The following is a 19350-nucleotide window of genomic DNA, read 5'->3' as shown; positions in this document are numbered from 1 at the left end:
GCGTCGAATCAGCCGTCGGTGGCGATGAGCCAGCGGCGCAGGACAGTGGCGAGGATGTCGCCGTCTCCGCCGAGAGGTTGGAGCAGGCGGTGCTCGAGCGCCATGTGGCTCGTGAACGCCTCATCGACCAGTGCGACTCCGGCGGGGGTCAGAGCGATGAGCCGGCGGCGCGCGTCGGCGTCATCGACGTTGCGCTCCACCAGGCCCCGAGCGATCAGTCGGTCGACGCGCTTGGTGAGTCCGCCGCTGGTGATCATGGTGTGCTCGGCGAGTTCACCGGCCGTGCGGCCGAAGGGCGATCCGGCGCGGCGGAGGGTGGCGAGGACGTCGAACTCGCCACGGGTGAGGGAGAAGCGGGCGAAGTTCGCCGTGAGCTCGGCGTCGAGCATGTCGGCGACACGATGCAACCGGCCGATGACACCCTGCGGGGAGGGGTCCACATCGGGTCGCTCCCGCCGCCATTCCGCGATGATCGCGTCGACCCGATCGCCGGTCGAGGCGGGCAGGCCGGGGCGTGAGGCAGGAATGTCATCCGTTCGCGGCATGGCCTCATCCTACTGACCGAGGTAACATATCTTCCATGGAAGATAAAATTCCGCTGCGCTGGATGCTCGTGACGGCGATCGCGCCGATCGCCTGGGGGAGCGTGTACGTCGTCACCAGGAATCTGCTCCCGGGTGACGTGCCGCTGTGGGGCGCGGTGTATCGGGCGGTGCCCGCCGCGCTGATTCTGCTTCTGGTGACCCGTCGCCTGCCCCGCGGGATCTGGTGGTGGCGATCGATCCTGCTCGGCGTCCTCAACGTCGGGGGGTTCTTCGTGCTGATCTACGTCGCCGGGACCCGTCTGCCGTCCTCGGTCGCGGCCACGCTGATGTCCGCGTCGGCGGCGGTGATGCTGCTGTTCGGATGGGCGTTCCTGAAGCAGCGTCCTCGGCTGATGGCAGTGGCGGGCGCGGCGATCGGCATCGTCGGTGTTCTGGTCATGCTCGGCGTGAGCGCTGAGCGCGTGGACCCGTGGGGCGTCGCCGCTTCGCTGGCGGCCATGCTGTCGTCCTCGCTCGGCTTCGTCCTCACCGCGCGGTGGAGCGGGGAGGTGCCCCCGGTGACGATGGCGGCGTGGCAGCTGGGTGCCGGCGGTGTGCTGCTTCTGCCGATCGCCGCCATCGTGGAGGGTGCCCCGCCGATTCCGGTCGGCGGCGAACTGCTCGGCTTCGTCTACATCACCGTGATCGCGACGGCACTCGGCTACACGGCGTGGTTCACGGGGCTGAAGCACCTGCGCGCGAGCGCCGTCGGTACGATCGGCCTGCTCAATCCGGTCACCGGGGTGGTGCTCGGTGTGCTTCTGGCGGGAGAGGCGTTCGGTCCGTTGCAGCTGCTCGGCCTGCTGCTCGTGATCGCCGGCGTGATCGTCGCGAACCTTCCGTCGCGGGCTCCACGCTCTCGCCTGCCCGTGGTCGATCTCTCAGCGGGCGGCCGACGGAGCTGATGGCTAGCGGAATCGGAATCATCACCGCCCAGGGGTCGGGGCCCGCGGGTTCGACACGGATCCTCGGGTCATCGGCTTCATCCTGGCCGCGTGCGATCCATGACCTCGGCTTGTTCGGAATCGGCTCATGACCCCGACCCGCACCCTCGGTGCAGAGCCCGCTGTCGCGACAGAGTGCCCCCGACTGGACTCGAACCAGCGACGCACGGTTTAGGAAACCGACGCTCTATCCACTGAGCTACGGGGGCGCTGTGCTCCAGCCTAATCGCCGGAGCGGGGTCGTCGATGCGCACGGAAACGGGCCGCATGCGTGATGCGGCCCGATCGCGTCGCGATCAGTTCGCGGCGTCGTACGCTTCGAGCACCGCCGCCGGGACCCGACCGCGGTCGGACACGGTGTGCCCGTTCGCGTTGGCCCAGGAGCGAACCTCGGCGAGGTCGTCGCGAGCGGCACCGGATCCGCGCCGGCTCTTCGCAGGCGAGGAAGCGGCGGCAGAGCCGCGGCCGAGGCGGCGACCCGCTCGAACGTATGGCTCCAGCGCAGCGCGCAGCTCGTCCGCGTGCTCGGCGGTGAGGTCAACCTCGTACGCCGTGCCGTCGAGCGAGAAGTGCACCGTGTCGCCGGTGCCGGGCTCCAGCACGGTGCCGTCGAGGTCGTCGATGAGCTGGTGAACGATTTTTCGCGCCATGACGGCCACTCTAGTGACCGATACCCCTGATCACGCGAGGACCCCACGATTTCGTGGCACCGTGTCGCCGAACCGGTGCGGTCCAACCGTGGACGGCCGTACCGGAGAGCGTGCCGTGACGTGTCAGGGAATCAGGCCGGCGCGACGGGCGCGGGTGACCGCGGCGATCCGCGTGGACACACCGAGCTTCGACATCGCCGAACCCAGGTACGCCTTCACGGTGCCGGGCTTCAGACCGAGCTGACGAGCGATGTCGGCGTTCGTGCCCCCGAGCGCGGCGCACGCCAGAACGTCTACCTCGCGCGGCGCGAGTCGGACGTCCTCGCGCTCTGCCGCTTGCGCGTCGCCGGCGAGGAGGACGAGCATGTGCTCGACTTCGCCCAGTCGACCGCGCATGTCGGGGTCCGAGGCGTCCGCGGCGATCCGCCGGAGGGAGGCGTAGGCGTCGCGCAGGGCTTCCTGCTGCGCGCCCGTCATGCTCGGTGTCGCCTCGACCTGCGGGATCGGAGCGGTGTGGGCGATCATGGCCACCCGGCGATCGACCTCGTCGCGCATTCGCAGCTCGCCGGCGAGCGCGTCCGCGACCTGGAACGCGGGGGCCGCGGCGACGTTGCGGATCGGTTGGTTGTTCCACGCCCCGCCGTACAGGACGCCGCGCGCGACGCCGCCGACGATGACCGGGACCGCGAGGAGCGTGGAGATGCCCTCGCCGAGCACCGCTTCGTCGTAATCGTGTGTGATCACCGTGCTGGAGCCGTAGTCATTCGTCATGCGCGGGCGCAGTTCGACGACGGCGCGGCCGCCGAGCCCGTGTTCGGGCAGCACGCGCAGTCCGGACAGTGACCGAGTACGGGCACCGTGGATGGCGGTGATGTGAACCTCGCCGGATTCGAAAAGCCCCCCGAACGCGACCGGGAAGTTGGTGCGCCGGGCGAGCTCGCTCACGGCGTGCGCGACGAGGGCGTCCTCGCTGGGCTGTGCCGGGCTGTTCATGACTTCTCCTCGCACAGACGGCGAATCGGGGTGAAGCCTGAGAATACCCGCCCGCGGGCGCGGTGTGGGGCGCGCGAGCGAGCCGTCGCGGGTCAGCGTGTCCGCGCTGCTGCGTGCACCCGGTCCTCGAGCGGGCTGAGCGCGCCTTCCCGCTCCAGCAGCCGGCGCTTGACCTCCGGATGTGCCCCGTATTCACCGATCGTGCCGTCCGAGCGGATGACGCGGTGGACCGGGACGACGATCGAGAACGGCGTGAGGCGGCACGCGGTCCCGACGGCGCGATGTGCGCGCGGGCGCCCGGCCAGAACGGCGACCTCGCCGTAGGAGGCGGTCGTGCCGTACGGGATCGTGCGAATGGCGCTCAGGGCCTCCCGGGTGAAGCCGGTCGCCAGCCGCCAGTCGAGTGTGATGTCGAACTCGCGACGGCCACCGTCGAAGTACTCCTCGAGCTGGATCGCCAACGCGGCGGCCGCGCCGGGGGCGTGATCGGGCAGATCACCCAATTGCGGGATGAGTCGTTCGACCTGGGCGCCGGGGTCGGAGTCCACCAGGGTCAGAGCGACGAGTCCGTCGTCGGTGAACGCGGCGAGCGCGGGGCCGAACGGGGTGGGGGCGAGATCCCAGGTGAAGGTCATGGGTCCATCTTCGCGGCGAGGACGGACGTGCACGGGGGTCGGGCGCGGCAGTGTGGAGGACGAGCGTCGCGGCGGCGCAGGGGAGGAGGCGCGATCGGCGCGGAAACGGCGGCGTTTACCGGGGAATCATCGCCCGACCGCCTAGGGTGGCGATGTGGTGCACGAGAATTCGGACGGCGGAGGCGAGGGCGTGCCGACCCCGCGCACGGTCGATCCCGGTGACGTGGACGGCATCGGGCCCGGAGTGCGCATCAGCCATGTCGCGCAGCCGCAGCGCGAGGCGATCGCCAAGCAGTCCGCCGAACTGGGCGGTCCGTCGCCGCTGCTGCAGTACGTCGACGTCCCGGACGCCGGGATCGAGATCACCAAGGCCCACCCGGGCAGCCTGCCGCAGTTCATCACCGGGCGTTCGACGCTGCTGTCGGGGCTGTTTCGCGATGAGGTCGCCCTGCACACCGCTCGACGCGCGGCCGAGCGCATCACGGCGAAGAACGTCGAGCTGCGGGCGGTGCGCGGCATCGACGCGGTCCACCTCGCGGTGGGCCTCGCTTCCTGGCGGATCGGCGGCATCGCCTACACCGCGCCGGTGTTGCTGCGTCCGCTCGCCATCCGTCGGCACCAGCGTGACTTCGAACTGAAACTGCACGGCACGTTCCAGATCAACCCCGAGCTCGTGCGGGCCGCGAAGGACCACTTCGGCATCCTCATCGACGGCCCGCGGTTGGCCGCTCTGGCCTACGACGGCGGGCTGTTCAAGCCCCAGCCGGTCATCGATCACCTCCGGCGCGCCACCAACCACATCGACAGCTTCACCGTTCATCCGCGCATCATCGTCTCGGTCTTCGGCGACGTCGCCGCGGATCTCGCACGCGACGGCGGCCTGGATCATCCGGTCCTGAACGCGCTGGGCGGTCACGCCGAAGAGCGGGACCGGCTGCGCGCCAACCGACGCCCGGTCGAGACCGCCGGTCCGGACACGCGAGCACCCGCGGCCGACACCCTGCTGCTGGATGCCGACGCCGAGCAGGAGCAGGTGCTCTCCCGCATCACGGCGGGGCAATCGCTGGCGCTGACCACCCTGCCCGGAACCGGCGGCACGCAAACCGCGATCAACGCGATCGGCTCGCTCGTGCGCGCCAGCACCCGCGGCCGACACCCTGCTGCTGGATGCCGACGCCGAGCAGGAGCAGGTGCTCTCCCGCATCACGGCGGGGCAATCGCTGGCGCTGCCCCCCCTGCCCGGAACCGGCGGCACGCAAACCGCGATCAACGCGATCGGCTCGCTCGTGCGCGCCGGCAAGCGGGTGCTCGTGGTGAGCGCCCGCCGCTCCACGCTGGACGGCATCCGCCACCGGCTGGGGGCCATCGGCCTCGACGGTCTCGGCGTGATGCCGCCGACGTTGCGCAAGGACCTCATCCGCGCGATCGGCCGCAACGAGAAGGCAACCCAGCCGAAGGTCGCCGAGATCGACGAGGCGCTCGTGCGGCTGCGACCGATCCTGGCCGACTACCGCGCGGCGCTGGCTGCTCCGCATCCGGACTTCGGGGTGTCCGTCATGGACGCCACCCGCGCCCTGGCCAAACTCGCACAGCGCGCGGACCCGCCCACGACCGCAGCCCGTCTGGACGCCCGAGCGCTGGCATCCGTCGCCGCGGACCGCTCGGCGGCGGCCGCGCAGTTGACGCTGGCGGCGCGGCTCGGGGAGTTCCGCTTCGGCCCGGACGACTCGCCCTGGTACGGCGTGTCGTTCTCGACCACGGAATCCGCCGGTCATGCGCATGACCTCGCTGGGCGCCTGCACAAGCAGGATGTCTCGACGCTGCTGGAGCGCGGCTACGAGCTGATCGCGCACACGCGCATGCGTCCGTTCCTCACCGTCGACGAGCTGGGGGAGTACCTGCGGCTTCTGGCCGGCATCCGCGAGACGCTGGACAAATTCTCCCCGGCCGTGTTCGAACGTCCGTTGGACGAACTGATCGCCGCGCACGGACCGCGCCGGGAATCCGCGGACATGAACAACGCCACGCGTCGACGGTTGAAGAACCTCTCGCGCGAGTACGTCCGGCCCGGGGTGCATGTGGCCGACATGTACGAGGCACTGGTGCGCATCCGCACGCAGCGCACGCTGTGGCAGCGCTACGTCGAGCAGGGTGCCGTGCCCGAGGTGCCGGTCGGACTGCACGACGTGGCCGTGAAATGGCAGCGGGTCCACGCCGACCTCGGCGAGCTCGACGGGGTCCTCGGACGGACCGGAAACGCGCGGTTGGCCGCGATGCCGGTCGCCCAACTGGTGCGCACGCTCGCCGGTCTGGCCGCGGAATCGAAGTACTTCGACAACCTGGTCGAGCGCGCGAAGCTGCGCACCCAGCTCGCCAAGCTCGGCCTCGAACCGCTGCTGGAGGAGATGTCGGTCCGCCACGTCGACGAGGCGCGCGTGGCCGACGAGCTGGAATTCACCTGGTGGCAGTCGGTGCTCGAGCACCTGCTGCAGCACGATCGGCGCCTGCTCGGGGCGAACACGTCGATCGTGGACAGCCTGGAGCGCGATTTCCGTCTCGTGGACGAGGCGCACAACGCCAATTCCGGCCCCCTGCTGGCGGCGAAGCTCGCCACCGACTGGCGCATCGGACTGGTCGATCACCCCGATGAGGCCGCCGCGCTCAAGCGTGCACTGACGCGCGGCGCGCCCACCCCCGGCGACCTGCGGACCGTCGCCCCGCACCTGACCGACATCCTCGCGCCCGTGTGGCTGGCCTCGCCCTACGAGGTGCCGCAGCTGGGTGAGGAGTACCGCTTCGACGTCGCGATCATCGCCGACGCCGGCGCGATCAACCTCGCCGAAGCCGCCCCGACGATCCGTCGAGCTCGTCAGCTCGTCGTGATCGGGGACCCCGCAACGCAGGCGCCCACGCCGTTCACGATCGCCAGCGCATCCTCCGGGGACTGGGAGGCCGAGGAGTCGTTCGATACCACCAGCATCTTCGAGCGGGTCGCCGAGATCGTCCCGGTGGAGACGCTGACCCGCAGCTATCGCGCCGGTGGCGAGGACCTCGCCGAACTGGTGAACGACGCCTTCTACGGCGGTGAGATCGTCTCGCTGCCCTGGGCCGGATCCTTCCTCGGCCGGGGCAGTCTCAGCGTGGATTACGTGGACGGCGGTTATGGTGTCCCGGATCCGGATTCCGGGGCCGTGGAGAGCCCGGACGCCGAGGTCAACCGCGTCGTGACGCTGGTGGTCGAGCACGCGGTCAAGCGACCGCGCGAGTCGCTCATGGTGGTCACGGCGAGCCGTCGGCATGCGGAGCGCGTGCGCAGCGCCGTGGCCGCCGCGTTCGCCGGACGCTCGGACGTCGCCGACTTCGTCTCGCGCGACGCGGGGGAGCCGTTCGCCGTGCTCACCCTGGAGGAGTCGGTCGCGGAGAGCCGGGATCGGGTGATCTTCTCCCTCGGGTTCGGCGTGACGCGCCACGGCCGGGTGCTCAGTGATTTCGGCGATCTGTCCACCCCGGACGGCGAGCGGCTGCTCACGGTCGGGATGACGCGCGCCCGCCGATCGATGGTCATCGTGTCCTGCATCCGCCCCTCGGACGTCGAGGACGGCCGTCTGGAGCACGGTGCCGCCACGGTGATGGGCATCCTCGCCGGTGTGGACGAGCGCGCCCAGATCACCTATCCGACCGACGGCGTCGATCCACTGCTGCGCTCGCTCGCGCACGAGTTGACCCGCTTCGGCATCACCGTGGAACTGAACTACCGGGGCACACTGCCTCTGGTCGCGCGGCACGGGGGCAAGGCGGTGGTCGTGGAGAGCGACACCGATGTCGCCGGTGAGTCCCTCCGCGAGAGCGTGCGGCTGCGCCCCCAGACCCTCCGCCGGCTCGGCTGGCATTACGTGCGGGTGCACGCCTTCGACCTCTACAGCGACCCCAACGGGGTGGCGACGCGCATCGCGGTTCTGCTCGGTCACACACCCGCGACGCCCGCTGCGTCCGACGAGACCGCTCCGGTGCCGACGGTCTGACATGTCCGAGCAGGATCGTTCGTCCGAGGGCGAGCCGGAGCGCCAGCATGTGGTGCGCGTATCTCGTCGGCGCGCGAAGCTGACCGCGGCGCCGGGAACCCAGCCGGAGCCGCACATCGACGAGGCGGACCCGACGCCCGCGGTGTCGAGTGGTGGCCCGAACGACGAGCGCATGCGTCGAGACGTCCCCCCGCACTACTGAATTCGTGCGCACGTCGCGACTCAGGATTCTGGTGCGGGTTGTGGCCCTCCAATCGAGCCGCCGCGGGTGAACTTCGCGCTCTGAACAGGTGATCTCTGGCAGCCGGCGGAGCGCGTCAGCGCTCGCTCCACCGCGGTCCGACGCGTTGTTCCGGCTCCGCGTCAGCGCGCGGATGGGACCGGTCACTGTTGATAGCGAGTCGTGACGCTCTCGTTACCTGGGATGCTCTTGCGAATCGATGATCAGGCCCCGTAGATTGCAAGTGCAGTTGTACATTGCACCACCACTGGTGTTGATCGCTCGACGACATGACTCCTCATTGACGAAAGGTTCACGGCCTGTGATTACGAAACGAAGGACTGCCGGCTTTATCGCCGTCGCGGCCGCCGCCGCTCTCCTGCTGGCGGGGTGCAGCACGGCGGGCTCATCGACGAAGGCGTCGGATGCGGCTTCCGCCAGCACACCCCAGAAGGGCGGCACCGTCCGCATTCTGCAGAACGCCGACTTCTCCTACCTCGACCCCGCTCGTGGGTTCGACGGGGGTGTCAACGCGTTCTACCGCTTGATCTACCGCGGCCTCACGATGCAGACCGCCGGTGACGCGAAGGATCCGAACGAGATCGTTCCCGACCTCGCCGAGTCCCTCGGCAAGCCCAGCGACGACGGCCTGACGTGGACGTACACGCTCAAGGACGACATCTTCTTCGACGACGGCACCCCGATCACCTCCGCCGAGGTGAAGTTCGGCATCTCCCGCGCCTGGGACCCCCAGATCGGCATCGGGTCGCCCTACCTGCGTCAGGTCATCGACGCACCGGCTGACTACAAGGGCCCCTACGAGTCCGGCGACATGCCGACGATCGAGACCCCGGATGCGAAGACCATCGTGTTCCACCTCAAGGCGCCGTTCCCGGAGTTCGACAACGTGCTCGCTCAGCCGAACGCCGTGCCGTTCCCCAAGGGCTCCGGCGCGGGTGATTCGTTCATCAACGACATCATCGCCTCGGGCCCGTACACGCTCGCCGAATACACCCCGGGCAGCAGCATCAAGCTCGAGCGCAACAAGTACTGGAAGCCCGAGACCGACGATGTCCGCAAGGCCTACCCGGACAACTGGGAGGTCGTGATCGGACTGGACGGCGCCACGATCGATGAGCGCATGATCGCTGACCAGGGCGCCGACGCCAACGCGATCGCCGGCACGATCAGCGCGGCCACTCTGCCCCGTCTCCAGACGCCGCAGCTGAAGGACCGCGTCCTCACCGCCCCGGCGTTCTGCACCACGTACATGTCGATGAACACGACCAAGGACGTGTTCAAGAACGTGAAGGTGCGCGACGCGGTCAACATCGCGATGGACCGCAAGGCCGTGGTCAACGCCTCCGGTGGCAGCCAGCTCGCCGATGTCGCGACCACGATCATTCCGCCGAGCGTCAGCGGCCACAAGGACTTCAACCTGTGGGCCGACGAGTCCGGTGACCCGGAGAAGGCCAAGGAACTGCTCGCGGAGGCCGGCTACCCGGACGGCATCGAGTTCACCATGGACATCCGGTCGCAGCCGAAGATGCAGGCGCAGGCGGAGGCCGTTCAGGACTCGCTGAAGAAGGCGGGCATCACGGTCAAGCTCAACGTGATCGACACGTCGGTGTACTACGAGACCATCGGCACGCCCTCGCAGCAGCACGACGCCGCGATCACCGGCTGGTGCCCGGACTGGGCCTCCAGCGCCAGCACCTTCATCCCGCCGCTGTTCGACGGCACCCAGATCTACGAGAAGGGCAACTCCAACCTCGCCCAGCTCAACGACCCGGAGATCAACGCGCGGATCGTCGAGATCAAGGCGATGACCGACACCGCCGCAGCCGCGACCGCCTGGGGCGAGCTGGACCAGCAGATCCTCAAGCTGTCCCCGATCGCGCCGCTGGCGTGGGAGAAGGGTGTCTTCCTGCCGGGCAGCAACATCGCCGGATTCGTGCCCAGCACGAGCATGACGGACTACAGCATCGTCGGCCTGAAAGACGCGTCGAAGGGCTGAGCATGACCTTCACCTCGACCGAGCTCGAGGCTGAGGCCACGTCGGGCGGTGACTCCACACTCTCTGAGTCCATGGATTCCCGCCCGGCGTCGGGCCGACGGCTGTTCCGGGCGTTCATCACCGACTGGGCAGCCGTGCTGTCCACGGTGTACATCCTGCTGGTGATCCTCGCGGCGATCCTCGCCCCGCTGCTGACAGCGCTGAGCGGGTGGGGTCCGTACCAGTTCGACCAGACAGCGATCGATCCTGACATGGGTGCGATTCCGAAGGGCGACCTCGGCGGCATCAGCGCGGAGCACTGGCTGGGCGTCGAGCCCGGCAGCGGACGCGACATCTTCGCCCGCATCGTCTACGGTGCGCGCGTGTCGATGACCGTCGCGCTGTCAGCCACCGTCCTCACCACCGTCCTCGGCGTCGTCCTCGGCATGCTGGCCGGGTACTTCGGCGGCCTCATCGACATGGTGATCTCGCGGGTGATGGAGTTCCTGATGGCCTTCCCGGCCCTGATCTTCATGATCGCGATCCTGTCGGCACTGCCGGCCGACAACCGCGTCGTCCTGCTCGTGGTCGTCATTTCGCTCTTCGGGTGGCCGTATCTCGCTCGCATCGTCCGATCCCAGACCATGTCGCTGAAGGAGCGCGAGTTCGTCGAGTCGGCCAAGGCGTCCGGCGCGAGCAGCGGCAAGATCATCTTCCGCGAGATCCTGCCCAATCTGCAGTCGACGATCATCGTGATGTCGACGCTGTCCGTGCCCGGCTACATCGGCACCGAGGCCGGACTGTCCTTCCTGGGCGTGGGTGTCGTGCCGCCCACGCCGAGCTGGGGCCAGATGATCGCATCGGCGGCGCCCTGGTACGCCGTCGACCCGATGTACTTCGTCATCCCGGGTGCCTGCCTCTTCCTGCTGGTGCTCTCATTCACCACGCTCGGCGATCGCATCCGCGTCCTCGTCGCGAGCGGGGAGGTTCGTTCGTGATCCGATTCCTGTCTTCCCGCCTGATGGGAATGGTGATCGTGCTGTTCCTGGTGACGCTGTTCACCTTCATCATCTTCTTCGTGCTCTCCGCGGACCCCGCCGTCCAGATCTGCGGCAAGAACTGCACCCCGGAGCGGATCGATCAGATCCGGGAGAACCTCGGGCTGAATCAACCCTTCTGGACGCAGTTCTGGACCTATGTGAGCGGCCTGTTCGTCGGGCGCACGTTCATGGTCGCCGGATCCGAGGTGGCCTGTGCCGCACCGTGTCTCGGCTACTCCTTCCAGACCAGCCAGCTCGTGGGCGACATGATCCTGCAGCGGCTGCCCGTGACCATCACGATCGCTCTCGGAGCGGCCGTGCTGTGGTTGCTCTCCGGACTCATCGCCGGTGTGCTCTCGGCGGTGAAGGAGGGCAAGTTCCTGGACCGATTCTTCGCCGGTCTCACGCTCGGTGCGATGTCGATCCCGAACTACGTCCTCGCGCTCGTCCTGCAGTTCGTGCTGGTCGTGGCGCTCGGGTGGTTGCCGTTCCCCCAAGCCGTGCGATTCAGCGCGGATCCGGTGCAGTGGTTCCTGAACTTCCTGATGCCCTGGATCGTGCTGGCGATCGGCTATTCGGCGACCTACACACGTCTCACGCGCGCCAACGTCATCGACACGCTGCAGGAGAACTTCGTTCGCACGGCGCGGGCGAAGGGCCTGAAACCGTCGCTCGTGTGGCGACGCCACGCTCTGCGCCCGGCCCTGACTCCGATCGTCACGATGTTCGGCATGGATGTCGCGGGGCTCCTCGGCGGCGCGGTCATCACGGAGTCGGTGTTCGGCCTCAACGGTGTCGGCAAGCTCACCGCGGACTCGATCCCGGCGAATGACCAGCCGGTGATCATGGCCGTGACCCTGCTGTCGGCGTTCTTCGTGATCGTGGGCAACGTGGTCGTCGACGTCCTCTACACGGCGATCGATCCGCGCGTTCGAACGGCGGCCAGAGCATGACCGGGCAGGAGAAGTCCATGACCTCGCAACCACTGCTGAGCGTGCGGGATCTGACCGTCTCGTTCCGCACCTCCGGCGGCCCCACCAGTGTCGTGCGTGACCTCAACTTCGACGTCCCGCGCGGCGGGGCCCTCGGCATCGTCGGGGAGTCCGGTTCGGGGAAGTCCATGACGTCCCTGGCCATCATGGGGCTGCTGCCGAAGGGCGGGTCGGCCACCGGCGTCGTCGAGTTCGACGGCACCGACCTGATGGGGCTCTCGGACGCGCACATGCGCTCCTACCGGGGCGACCGGATCGCGATGATCTTCCAGGACCCGCTCTCGTCGCTGAATCCGTACTACACGGTCGGAACTCAGATCGCGGAAGCGTACCTGTCCCACCGCACCGGGGTCTCGCAGAAGGCGGCGCGACGGGTCGCCATCGAGGCGATGGAGCGCGTGCACATCCGCGACGCGGCCACGCGGGTGGACTACTACCCGCACCAGTTCTCCGGCGGCATGCGCCAGCGGATCATGATCGCGATGGCTCTGAGCATGGACCCGGACCTGATCATCGCCGACGAGCCCACCACGGCGCTCGATGTCACCGTGCAGGCGCAGATCCTGGACCTGCTCAGCGAGATCCGCCGGGAGACCGGGGCGGGACTCATCCTGATCACGCACGACCTGGCCGTGGTCAGCGAAGTGGCCGACAGCGTCGTGGTGATGCGCTCCGGGGACGTCGTCGAGTCCGGCACCACGGAGCAAATCTTCACCGATCCGCAGGCCGAGTACACCGAGCGGCTGCTGGATGCGGTGCCGCGGATCGACGACGAGATCGGGACCCTGCGCACCACGGCGATCCCGACCCAGACAGGAGGGGCTCGCGTATGAGCACCAAGACCCCGCTGTTTCGCGGGAAGAATCTCGTCAAGGAGTTCGCCGCGAGCTCGGGCGGACCCTTCGCCAAGAGCAGGAAGTTCCGGGCCGTCGATGACGTGTCCCTCGAGGTCGCCGCCGGCGAGACGCTGGCGCTGGTGGGTGAATCGGGGTCCGGAAAATCCACGACGGCGCGACTGGTCGCACGACTGATGGACGTCACCGCCGGCACGGTCGAGTTCGAGGGGCAGGATGTCACCCGTGCCTCGGGAGCACAGCTGCGAGAGTTCCGCGGAGCCGTGCAGGTGATCTTCCAGGACCCCTACTCCTCGCTGAACCCGCGGCACACGGTCGAGCGTCTCGTCACGGCTCCGCTGGTGTACCAGGGTCGCAAGGTCCCCGGCGGAGCGCGGAAGTTCACGCGCGAGCTCATGGAGCGCGTCGGCCTGGACCCGATGCACTCCGAGCGGTATCCGTCACAGTTCTCCGGCGGACAGGCGCAGCGCATCGGGATCGCACGGGCTCTCGCCGTCGGACCCAGACTCGTGATCTGCGATGAGGCGGTCTCCGCCCTGGACGTGTCGGTGCAGGCGCAGGTGATCAACCTTCTGCGTCGGCTCCAGGACGAGGAGGGCTTCGGCTACCTCTTCATCGCGCACGATCTCGCCGTGGTCCGGCAGATCGCCACGAGCGTCGCCGTGATGAGCCAGGGACGGATCGTCGAGACTGGGCTGCGCGATGAGGTGTTCGATCACCCGCAGGACGAGTACACCCGGACCCTCCTGAACGCGGTGCCGCGCATCGACCCGGACTGGGAGCGACGCCGCCAGGAGAACAGGGCCGCACGTCGGCGAGCCCTGTCGGCTGCCGGACCCGCGACGGAAGGAGCCGCGTGAGCGCGTCGTACATGCTGCCCGGGATCCGCGTGCGCGAGCGCGCGGTGACCGTGCCACTGGACTGGGCCGAGCCCGCCGGTGAGACCATCGAGGTGTTCGTCCGCGAGCTGGTGGACCCGGACCGTGATCGTGCCGATCTGCCGCTGCTGACCTTCCTGCAGGGCGGTCCGGGCGGCGAGAACCCCCGGCCGCTGCGCCGGGACGGGTGGATCGACGAAGCGCTGAACGACTACCGGGTCGTGCTGGTGGACCAGCGCGGCACCGGCCGGAGCACGCCGATCGACGCCGAGACCGTGCGCCTGCGCGGCGACGCGGGCGGCGACTTCCTCGCCTGCTTCCGCACCGACGCGATCGTGCGCGATCTCGAGCACGTGCGCACCGAGCTCTACGGCGGGCGGCGATGGTCGACTCTCGCGCAGAGCTTCGGCGGGTGGATCACCCTGACCTACCTGTCGATCGCGCCCGACGGCCTGCGCGCCGCGTACGTGTGCGGCGGCATCCCCGGCACACCGCCGGCGGCCGCCGAGGTCTACCGTCGGACGTTCGACCGGGTCGCGACCAAGACCGCGGAGTACTACCGCCGGTACCCGCAGGACGAGGAGATCATCGCGCGCATCGCGGACGTCCTCGCGCGGGGGGAGACCGTGCTGCCGGACGGAGACGTGCTGACCGTGCGAAGGTTCCAGTCCCTCGGCATCGACTTCGGGATGAAGCCCGGATTCGAGCGGATCCACTGGCTCGTCGAGCACGCGTTCATCGCGGGCGATCGCCTGTCGGCGGGTTTCCTGCAGAACGTGATGACGCTGACCTCGAGTGCCGGCAACCCGCTGTTCTGGACCCTGCAGGAATCCATCTACGGCACGCCGGAGGGCGGCGCGACCGGGTGGGCGGCGCAAGCAGAGCGCGAGCGTCGCCCCGCGTTCGACGAGGACCGGCGCCCGCTGCTGTTCACCGGTGAGATGGCGTTCCCGTGGATGTTCGATGACGTCCGTCTGCTGCGCGGATTCCGCGCTGCGGTGGACGCGCTCGCGCGCAAGACCGACTGGCCGGCGCTGTACGACCTCGAGCGCCTGCGGACCAACGAGGTCCCGCTGGCTGCGGCGGTCTACTTCGACGACATGTACGTGGACGCCGGACTGCAGCTGGACACCCTCAGCCGGGTCGGGGCATCGCAGTACTGGGTCACCAATGAATATGAGCACGACGGCATCGCGTCGGGCCGCACGTTCACGCGGCTACGTGAGCTGGTCCGGGACCGCGGTGGCGAACGAGAAGAGGCGCAGCATGACTGAGACCGGAATCCGACCCCCCTACGCCGGTTCGCGCTACCCGCGCCTGGCCCAGATCCCCGCCTTCACCGAGTGCATCGCACGGGACTGGGACACGGTGCCCGTGTTCCCGGATCTGGTCGCGGGGACGGCCGAGGCCGCTGCCGCGCATCGGGACCGACTGAGCGCCGCCCTGCCCGGACGCACCGTGGTGGCGTCCGCCGGTACGGCGCCGGTGCGCAACGACGACTCGAACTACGGATTCCGCGCGGACAGCTCGTTCGTGTGGCTCACCGGCTGCCAGAGCGAGGACGCGGTCCTGGTGATGACCCCGCGGGCCGGCGGTCACGATGCGGTGCTCTACATCCCGGCGCCCTTCCGCCCCGGTGACGACGGTTTCTTCTCGAACGCCGCCCACGGTGAGCTCTGGGTCGGACCGTCCGCGGGCCTGCCCGAGTGGGCCGACGCGCTCGGCATCGCGGTCCAGCCGTTGTCCGCTCTGTCGGCACGCGAGTCGGAGCTGCGGGGCGCATTCGCCTCCCGCGCCGCGGCGAGCCTCGCCGCCCGCGTCGGCGCCGAGGTCTCCGACGAGCTGGAGCGCACGCTGTCGAATCTGCGCATGGTGAAGGACGACTGGGAGGTCGGGCAGCTGCGCGATGCCGTCGACGCCAGTGTCGCCGGCTTCGCGGCCGTGGCTCGCGAAGTTCCCCGCGCGATCGCCGAGGGCCTCGGCGAGCGATGGTTGCAGGGTACTTTCGACCGGCATGCGCGCACGTTCGGCAATGGCCCCGGCTATTCCACGATCGTGGGGTCCGGCGGCCACGCTCCGATCCTGCACTGGGTGCGCTGCGACGGCCCGATCGTGCCGCACGCCGCTCTGCTGCTGGACATGGGGGTCGAGGCGCGCTCACTGTACACGGCCGACGTCACACGCACGATTCCCGCGTCCGGCACCTTCTCCACCGCGCAGCGCGAGGTGCATGACCTCGTCGAGCGCGCGCACCGCGCGGGGCTCGCCCTCATCCGTCCGGGCGTCGAGTACCTCGACTTCCACTTCGCCGCGATGGAGGTCATCGCGCAGGGGCTGCACGACTGGGGCCTGCTGCCGGTGTCCGTGGACGAGGCGCTCTCCCCGCAGGGGCAGCACCATCGGCGATACCTGGCGTGCGGCATCGGGCACCACCTCGGGCTCGACGTCCACGACTGCAGCCAGTCCCACTACGAGGACTACATGGGCGCCGACCTGGTGCCCGGCGTCGTGATGACGGTGGAGCCGGGACTGTACTTCCACCAGCACGACCTCACGCTCCCGCCCGAGCTGCGCGGGATCGGCGTCCGTCTGGAGGACGACGTGCTCGTCACCGCACGCGGTTCGGAGGTTCTCTCGGCCGCGCTGCCGATCGACGCCGCCGGCGTGGAGGCCTGGACCCTCGACAAGCTGGAGACGCCGAACCGATGACCCCGACGACCGACACGACGACGCGCGTCGCCGAGCCGTTCGCGATGCACCAGGTCCGGGTGCACGACGATTCCGTGTTCGCCCGCGCGCGCGACGAGATGCTGCACCTCGCTCGGGTGTACCCGGTGGATCGCCTGCTGGCGGTCTTCCGTGCGAATGCCGGCCTGGACACCCGCGGGGCGGCCGCTCCCGGCACCTGGGAGGACTTCGGTCATCCGCAGGAAGAGGCCTGGGGCGAACACGACTACCCGGGGCGCGAGCATGCGCAGACGGCGAGTCTGCTGCGCGGGCACTACGCCGGGCACTTCCTGGCCGCCGTCGCCCGCGCGGCCGCGGGGGAGGACGACCCGGCCCTGCGGGCGAAGGTCGACGAGTTCGTCGCCGGGCTCGGTGAGGTCCAGGCCGCCCTGGCCGCGACCGGCCGGTACTCCCACCCGGGCTTTCTGGCCGCCTACGGCGAGTGGCAGTTCTCCCGGCTCGAGGACTACGCGCCGTATGGCGAGATCTGGGCCCCGTACTACACGTGCCACAAGATCATGGCCGGACTCCTGGACGCCCATGAGCTCGTCGGGAGTGCCGCGGCGCTGGAGATCGCCACGGCGATGGGGCACTGGGTCCACCACCGTCTGGCGCGGCTCGAGCCTGACCGCATCCAGAAGATGTGGTCGCTGTACATCGCCGGCGAGTACGGCGGGATGAACGAGACGATGGCACGGTTGAGCGTGCTCGCCGACGAACCGGCGTTCCTGGCGACGGCGCGGCTGTTCGATCAGGAGAACCTGCTGGAGGCCGGTGCGCAGCGGGTGGACATCCTCACCGACATGCACGCCAACCAGCACCTGCCGCAGCTCATCGGCTACGTGCACCTGTACGAGATCACCGGCGAGCGTCGGTACCTCGACGCCGTCGTCGGGCTGTGGGATCAGATCGTGCCGGGTCGGATGTACGCCCACGGCGGGACCGGCGAGAGCGAACTGTGGGGTCCGCCCCAGACGGTCGCCGGCGACATCGGTCACCGCAACGCCGAGACCTGTGCGACCTACAACCTCTTGAAGATCGCCCGTCTGCTGTTCTCGCACACCGGGGACGCGGCGTACATGGCGTACTACGAGCGCGGCGTGCTGAACCAGATCCTCGGTTCACGAGCGGCGCTCGACAGCGACGACAGCCCCGAGGTGACGTACATGTTCCCGGTGCATCCGGGGGCGCTGGGGGAGTTCGACAACGTCGGGACCTGCTGCGGCGGGACCGGCCTGGAGAACCACGTCAAATACCAGGACACGATCTTCTTCCGCGGTGCCGACGGCAGCGTGCTGGTGAATCTGTTCACCTCGGCGACGCTGGAATGGGCCGAGCGCCGGGTGCGCGTCGTGCAGGAGTCCGAGCTGCCCCACGCCGGGAGCGCTCGCCTGCGGGTCGAATCCCTGGACGGTGCGGAGCCCGTCGAACTGACGCTGCGGATCCGGATGCCGGAGTGGCTCGTCGCCCCCGCGACCGCTCGGGTCGGCGACGTGCCGCGGCCGCGCGCCGCGGCGGGCGCGTACGCGGAGATCGCCCGGACGTGGCGGCCGGGGGACATCCTCGATCTGGAGCTGCCGATGGCGGTGCGCGCGATCGGGACGATCGATGACGCCACGCTGCAGTCGGTCGAGTACGGACCGACGGTGCTGGTCGCGCGCTCGGACGCCACGACGACGCTGGAGCTGGACCTCGCCTCGCGGCGCCTGCTGACCGGCGCGGTGCATGCGGACGACGCCGCGGTGGCGCAGGCCCTGCGTGCCTCGGGCGGGATCGACCTGCTCGGCCAGCGCTTCGAGCCGATCTGGACCGGCGCGGACCGGCGCTATCACATGTACGTGCGCGCGGCGTCTGATCGCCTCGGCTTCGACGGCGCGGTGCACAGCGTCCCGGCGCGTCCGCGCGCGGACGGATCGACGGTGCTGACCGATGTCTGGGTCGAACCGCTGCCCGCCACCCGGCCCGCGTTCCTGGATCGCGTGCTGTCCGCCGTGGTGACGGCGCGGCGCGACGGTCTGCTCTCGAACGACGAGGTGGCCACCGCGCTGGCCGGCGCCACCACCGCACAGGTGGACGGTGTCCCGCGCGATCAGGGCTCGCGGGTGTGCTTCGGCGATGGCGCGGCGAGCTGGTCCGACGTCGGCGACAGCATCGTGTGGACGCTGCCGGCCGCTGTCCGGGACGCTCCGACGCGGCCCGCCGTCGCGATCACGACGCCCACCCCGGCCGGCCCCACCGGCTGGTATCGGGAGGCACCGGAGGTCGTCGTCGAGGCGGTCGACCTCGGGGGAGAGCGCGCCGCCGACCTGGTCGTCGAGGTGCGGGTCGACGACGGGGAGTGGGCGGCGTACGCCGGGCCCTTCACGCTCGCGGACGAGGGCGTGCACCGCGTGCGCGCGCGCGCGACGTCGGCGTCCGGTGCGATCGGCTCCGCCGTCCGTGAGCTGAGCATCGACACCGCACCGCCGACGGCGCACGCCCGCGTCCGTCGCCTCGGATCGAGCGTGGAGATCACGCTCCTGGCGCGGGACGAGGTGTCCGGCGTCGAGCGCATCCAGTGGGAGGGCGACGGCACCTTCTGGGCCACGTTCCAGGAGGCCTTCGTCCGGGCGCTCGGCGATACCGAGCAGGTGATCGAGTTCGCCGCCACCGATCGTGCCGGCAACGAGGAACCGCGTCATCGCCTGGTGCTTCCGGCGCGAGACGGCGATCGTGCAGCGGCTCCCGATGTGACCTGGATCTGATTCGCGGAGGGGGTGGACGGAAGTCCGTTCTGACCGCTAGCATTGCAATTGTACTTAAATCAGCGCCACCC

15 protein-coding genes, 1 tRNA gene and 1 pseudogene are annotated in these 19350 nt (G+C 69.5%); 11 read left to right on the top strand and 6 right to left on the bottom strand.

Translation table 11 applies throughout. The annotated features are described in order from the left end of the window. Window positions 1-8 precede the first annotated feature (8 nt). Window positions 9-545, bottom strand: coding sequence for a MarR family winged helix-turn-helix transcriptional regulator (locus BN1193_RS10245; protein ID WP_052460644.1), 537 nt, complete (start codon window positions 543-545; stop codon window positions 9-11). 35 nt (window positions 546-580) lie between these two features. Here BN1193_RS10245 and BN1193_RS10240 point away from each other — a divergent pair, with 35 nt between their 5' ends. Beyond that, entirely contained in the window at window positions 581-1489 is a 909-nt protein-coding gene (locus BN1193_RS10240) for a DMT family transporter (RefSeq protein WP_052460643.1), read from the top strand. Window positions 1490-1664: 175 nt separating this feature from the next. Here BN1193_RS10240 and BN1193_RS10235 read toward each other — a convergent pair. From BN1193_RS10235 to BN1193_RS10215, 5 genes are all read right to left on the bottom strand, one after another. Further along, a tRNA-Arg gene (locus BN1193_RS10235) sits at window positions 1665-1737 on the bottom strand. An 87-nt stretch (window positions 1738-1824) separates the two neighbouring features. After that, entirely contained in the window at window positions 1825-2178 is a 354-nt protein-coding gene (locus BN1193_RS10230) for a histone-like nucleoid-structuring protein Lsr2 (protein WP_040166177.1), read from the bottom strand. A 123-nt stretch (window positions 2179-2301) separates the two neighbouring features. Beyond that, complete coding sequence (locus BN1193_RS10225) at window positions 2302-3171, bottom strand: LuxR C-terminal-related transcriptional regulator (RefSeq protein ID WP_040166175.1); 870 nt, start codon at window positions 3169-3171, stop codon at window positions 2302-2304. A gap of 92 nt (window positions 3172-3263) precedes the next feature. Beyond that, window positions 3264-3806 (bottom strand): methylated-DNA--[protein]-cysteine S-methyltransferase, encoded by a 543-nt coding sequence (locus BN1193_RS10220; RefSeq protein ID WP_040166173.1) that lies wholly within the window; start codon window positions 3804-3806, stop codon window positions 3264-3266. A 115-nt stretch (window positions 3807-3921) separates the two neighbouring features. Beyond that, window positions 3922-4962, bottom strand: coding sequence for a hypothetical protein (locus BN1193_RS10215; protein WP_141396675.1), 1041 nt, complete (start codon window positions 4960-4962; stop codon window positions 3922-3924). A gap of 109 nt (window positions 4963-5071) precedes the next feature. On the opposite strand from BN1193_RS10215, the pseudogene BN1193_RS10210 reads away from it, so the two are divergent. The 10 genes and pseudogenes from BN1193_RS10210 to BN1193_RS10165 form a co-directional block, all read left to right on the top strand. Further along, window positions 5072-7828, top strand: a pseudogene (locus tag BN1193_RS10210) (AAA family ATPase); the annotation flags it as partial. Window position 7829: 1 nt separating this feature from the next. After that, window positions 7830-8030: a hypothetical protein gene (locus tag BN1193_RS10205; protein WP_040166168.1), complete on the top strand. Its 201-nt coding sequence runs from the start codon at window positions 7830-7832 to the stop codon at window positions 8028-8030. Between the two features lie 340 nt (window positions 8031-8370). Next, complete coding sequence (locus tag BN1193_RS10200) at window positions 8371-10065, top strand: ABC transporter substrate-binding protein (RefSeq protein WP_052460642.1); 1695 nt, start codon at window positions 8371-8373, stop codon at window positions 10063-10065. Window positions 10066-10067: 2 nt separating this feature from the next. Beyond that, the gene (locus tag BN1193_RS10195) at window positions 10068-11042 is read left to right on the top strand and encodes an ABC transporter permease (RefSeq protein ID WP_040166166.1); all 975 of its coding nucleotides are present in this window, start codon (window positions 10068-10070) and stop codon (window positions 11040-11042) included. After that, window positions 11039-12037 (top strand): ABC transporter permease, encoded by a 999-nt coding sequence (locus BN1193_RS10190; protein ID WP_040166164.1) that lies wholly within the window; start codon window positions 11039-11041, stop codon window positions 12035-12037. The genes BN1193_RS10195 and BN1193_RS10190 overlap by 4 nt, the downstream gene beginning before the upstream one ends. A 17-nt stretch (window positions 12038-12054) precedes the next feature. Beyond that, complete coding sequence (locus BN1193_RS10185; RefSeq protein ID WP_094770475.1) at window positions 12055-12909, top strand: ABC transporter ATP-binding protein; 855 nt, start codon at window positions 12055-12057, stop codon at window positions 12907-12909. Beyond that, window positions 12906-13790: an ATP-binding cassette domain-containing protein gene (locus tag BN1193_RS10180; RefSeq protein WP_040166162.1), complete on the top strand. Its 885-nt coding sequence runs from the start codon at window positions 12906-12908 to the stop codon at window positions 13788-13790. The genes BN1193_RS10185 and BN1193_RS10180 overlap by 4 nt, the downstream gene beginning before the upstream one ends. An 11-nt stretch (window positions 13791-13801) precedes the next feature. Then, window positions 13802-15082 carry an alpha/beta fold hydrolase gene (locus BN1193_RS10175; protein ID WP_040166809.1) on the top strand — a complete coding sequence of 427 codons (1281 nt, stop codon included), beginning with the start codon at window positions 13802-13804 and terminating at the stop codon, window positions 15080-15082. Next, on the top strand, window positions 15075-16517 hold the full coding sequence (locus BN1193_RS10170) for an aminopeptidase P family protein (protein ID WP_040166159.1): 1443 nt from the start codon (window positions 15075-15077) through the stop codon (window positions 16515-16517). Before BN1193_RS10175 ends, BN1193_RS10170 begins: the two co-directional genes overlap by 8 nt. Beyond that, window positions 16514-19279 carry a beta-L-arabinofuranosidase domain-containing protein gene (locus BN1193_RS10165; protein WP_040166158.1) on the top strand — a complete coding sequence of 922 codons (2766 nt, stop codon included), beginning with the start codon at window positions 16514-16516 and terminating at the stop codon, window positions 19277-19279. The genes BN1193_RS10170 and BN1193_RS10165 overlap by 4 nt, the downstream gene beginning before the upstream one ends. The last annotated feature ends 71 nt before the right edge of the window (window positions 19280-19350 follow it).

The organism is Microbacterium gorillae, assembly GCF_000826185.2.
GTDB classification, from domain to species: Bacteria; Actinomycetota; Actinomycetes; order Actinomycetales; family Microbacteriaceae; genus Microbacterium; species Microbacterium gorillae.
This window is presented reverse-complemented; position numbering and strand designations above follow the sequence as displayed.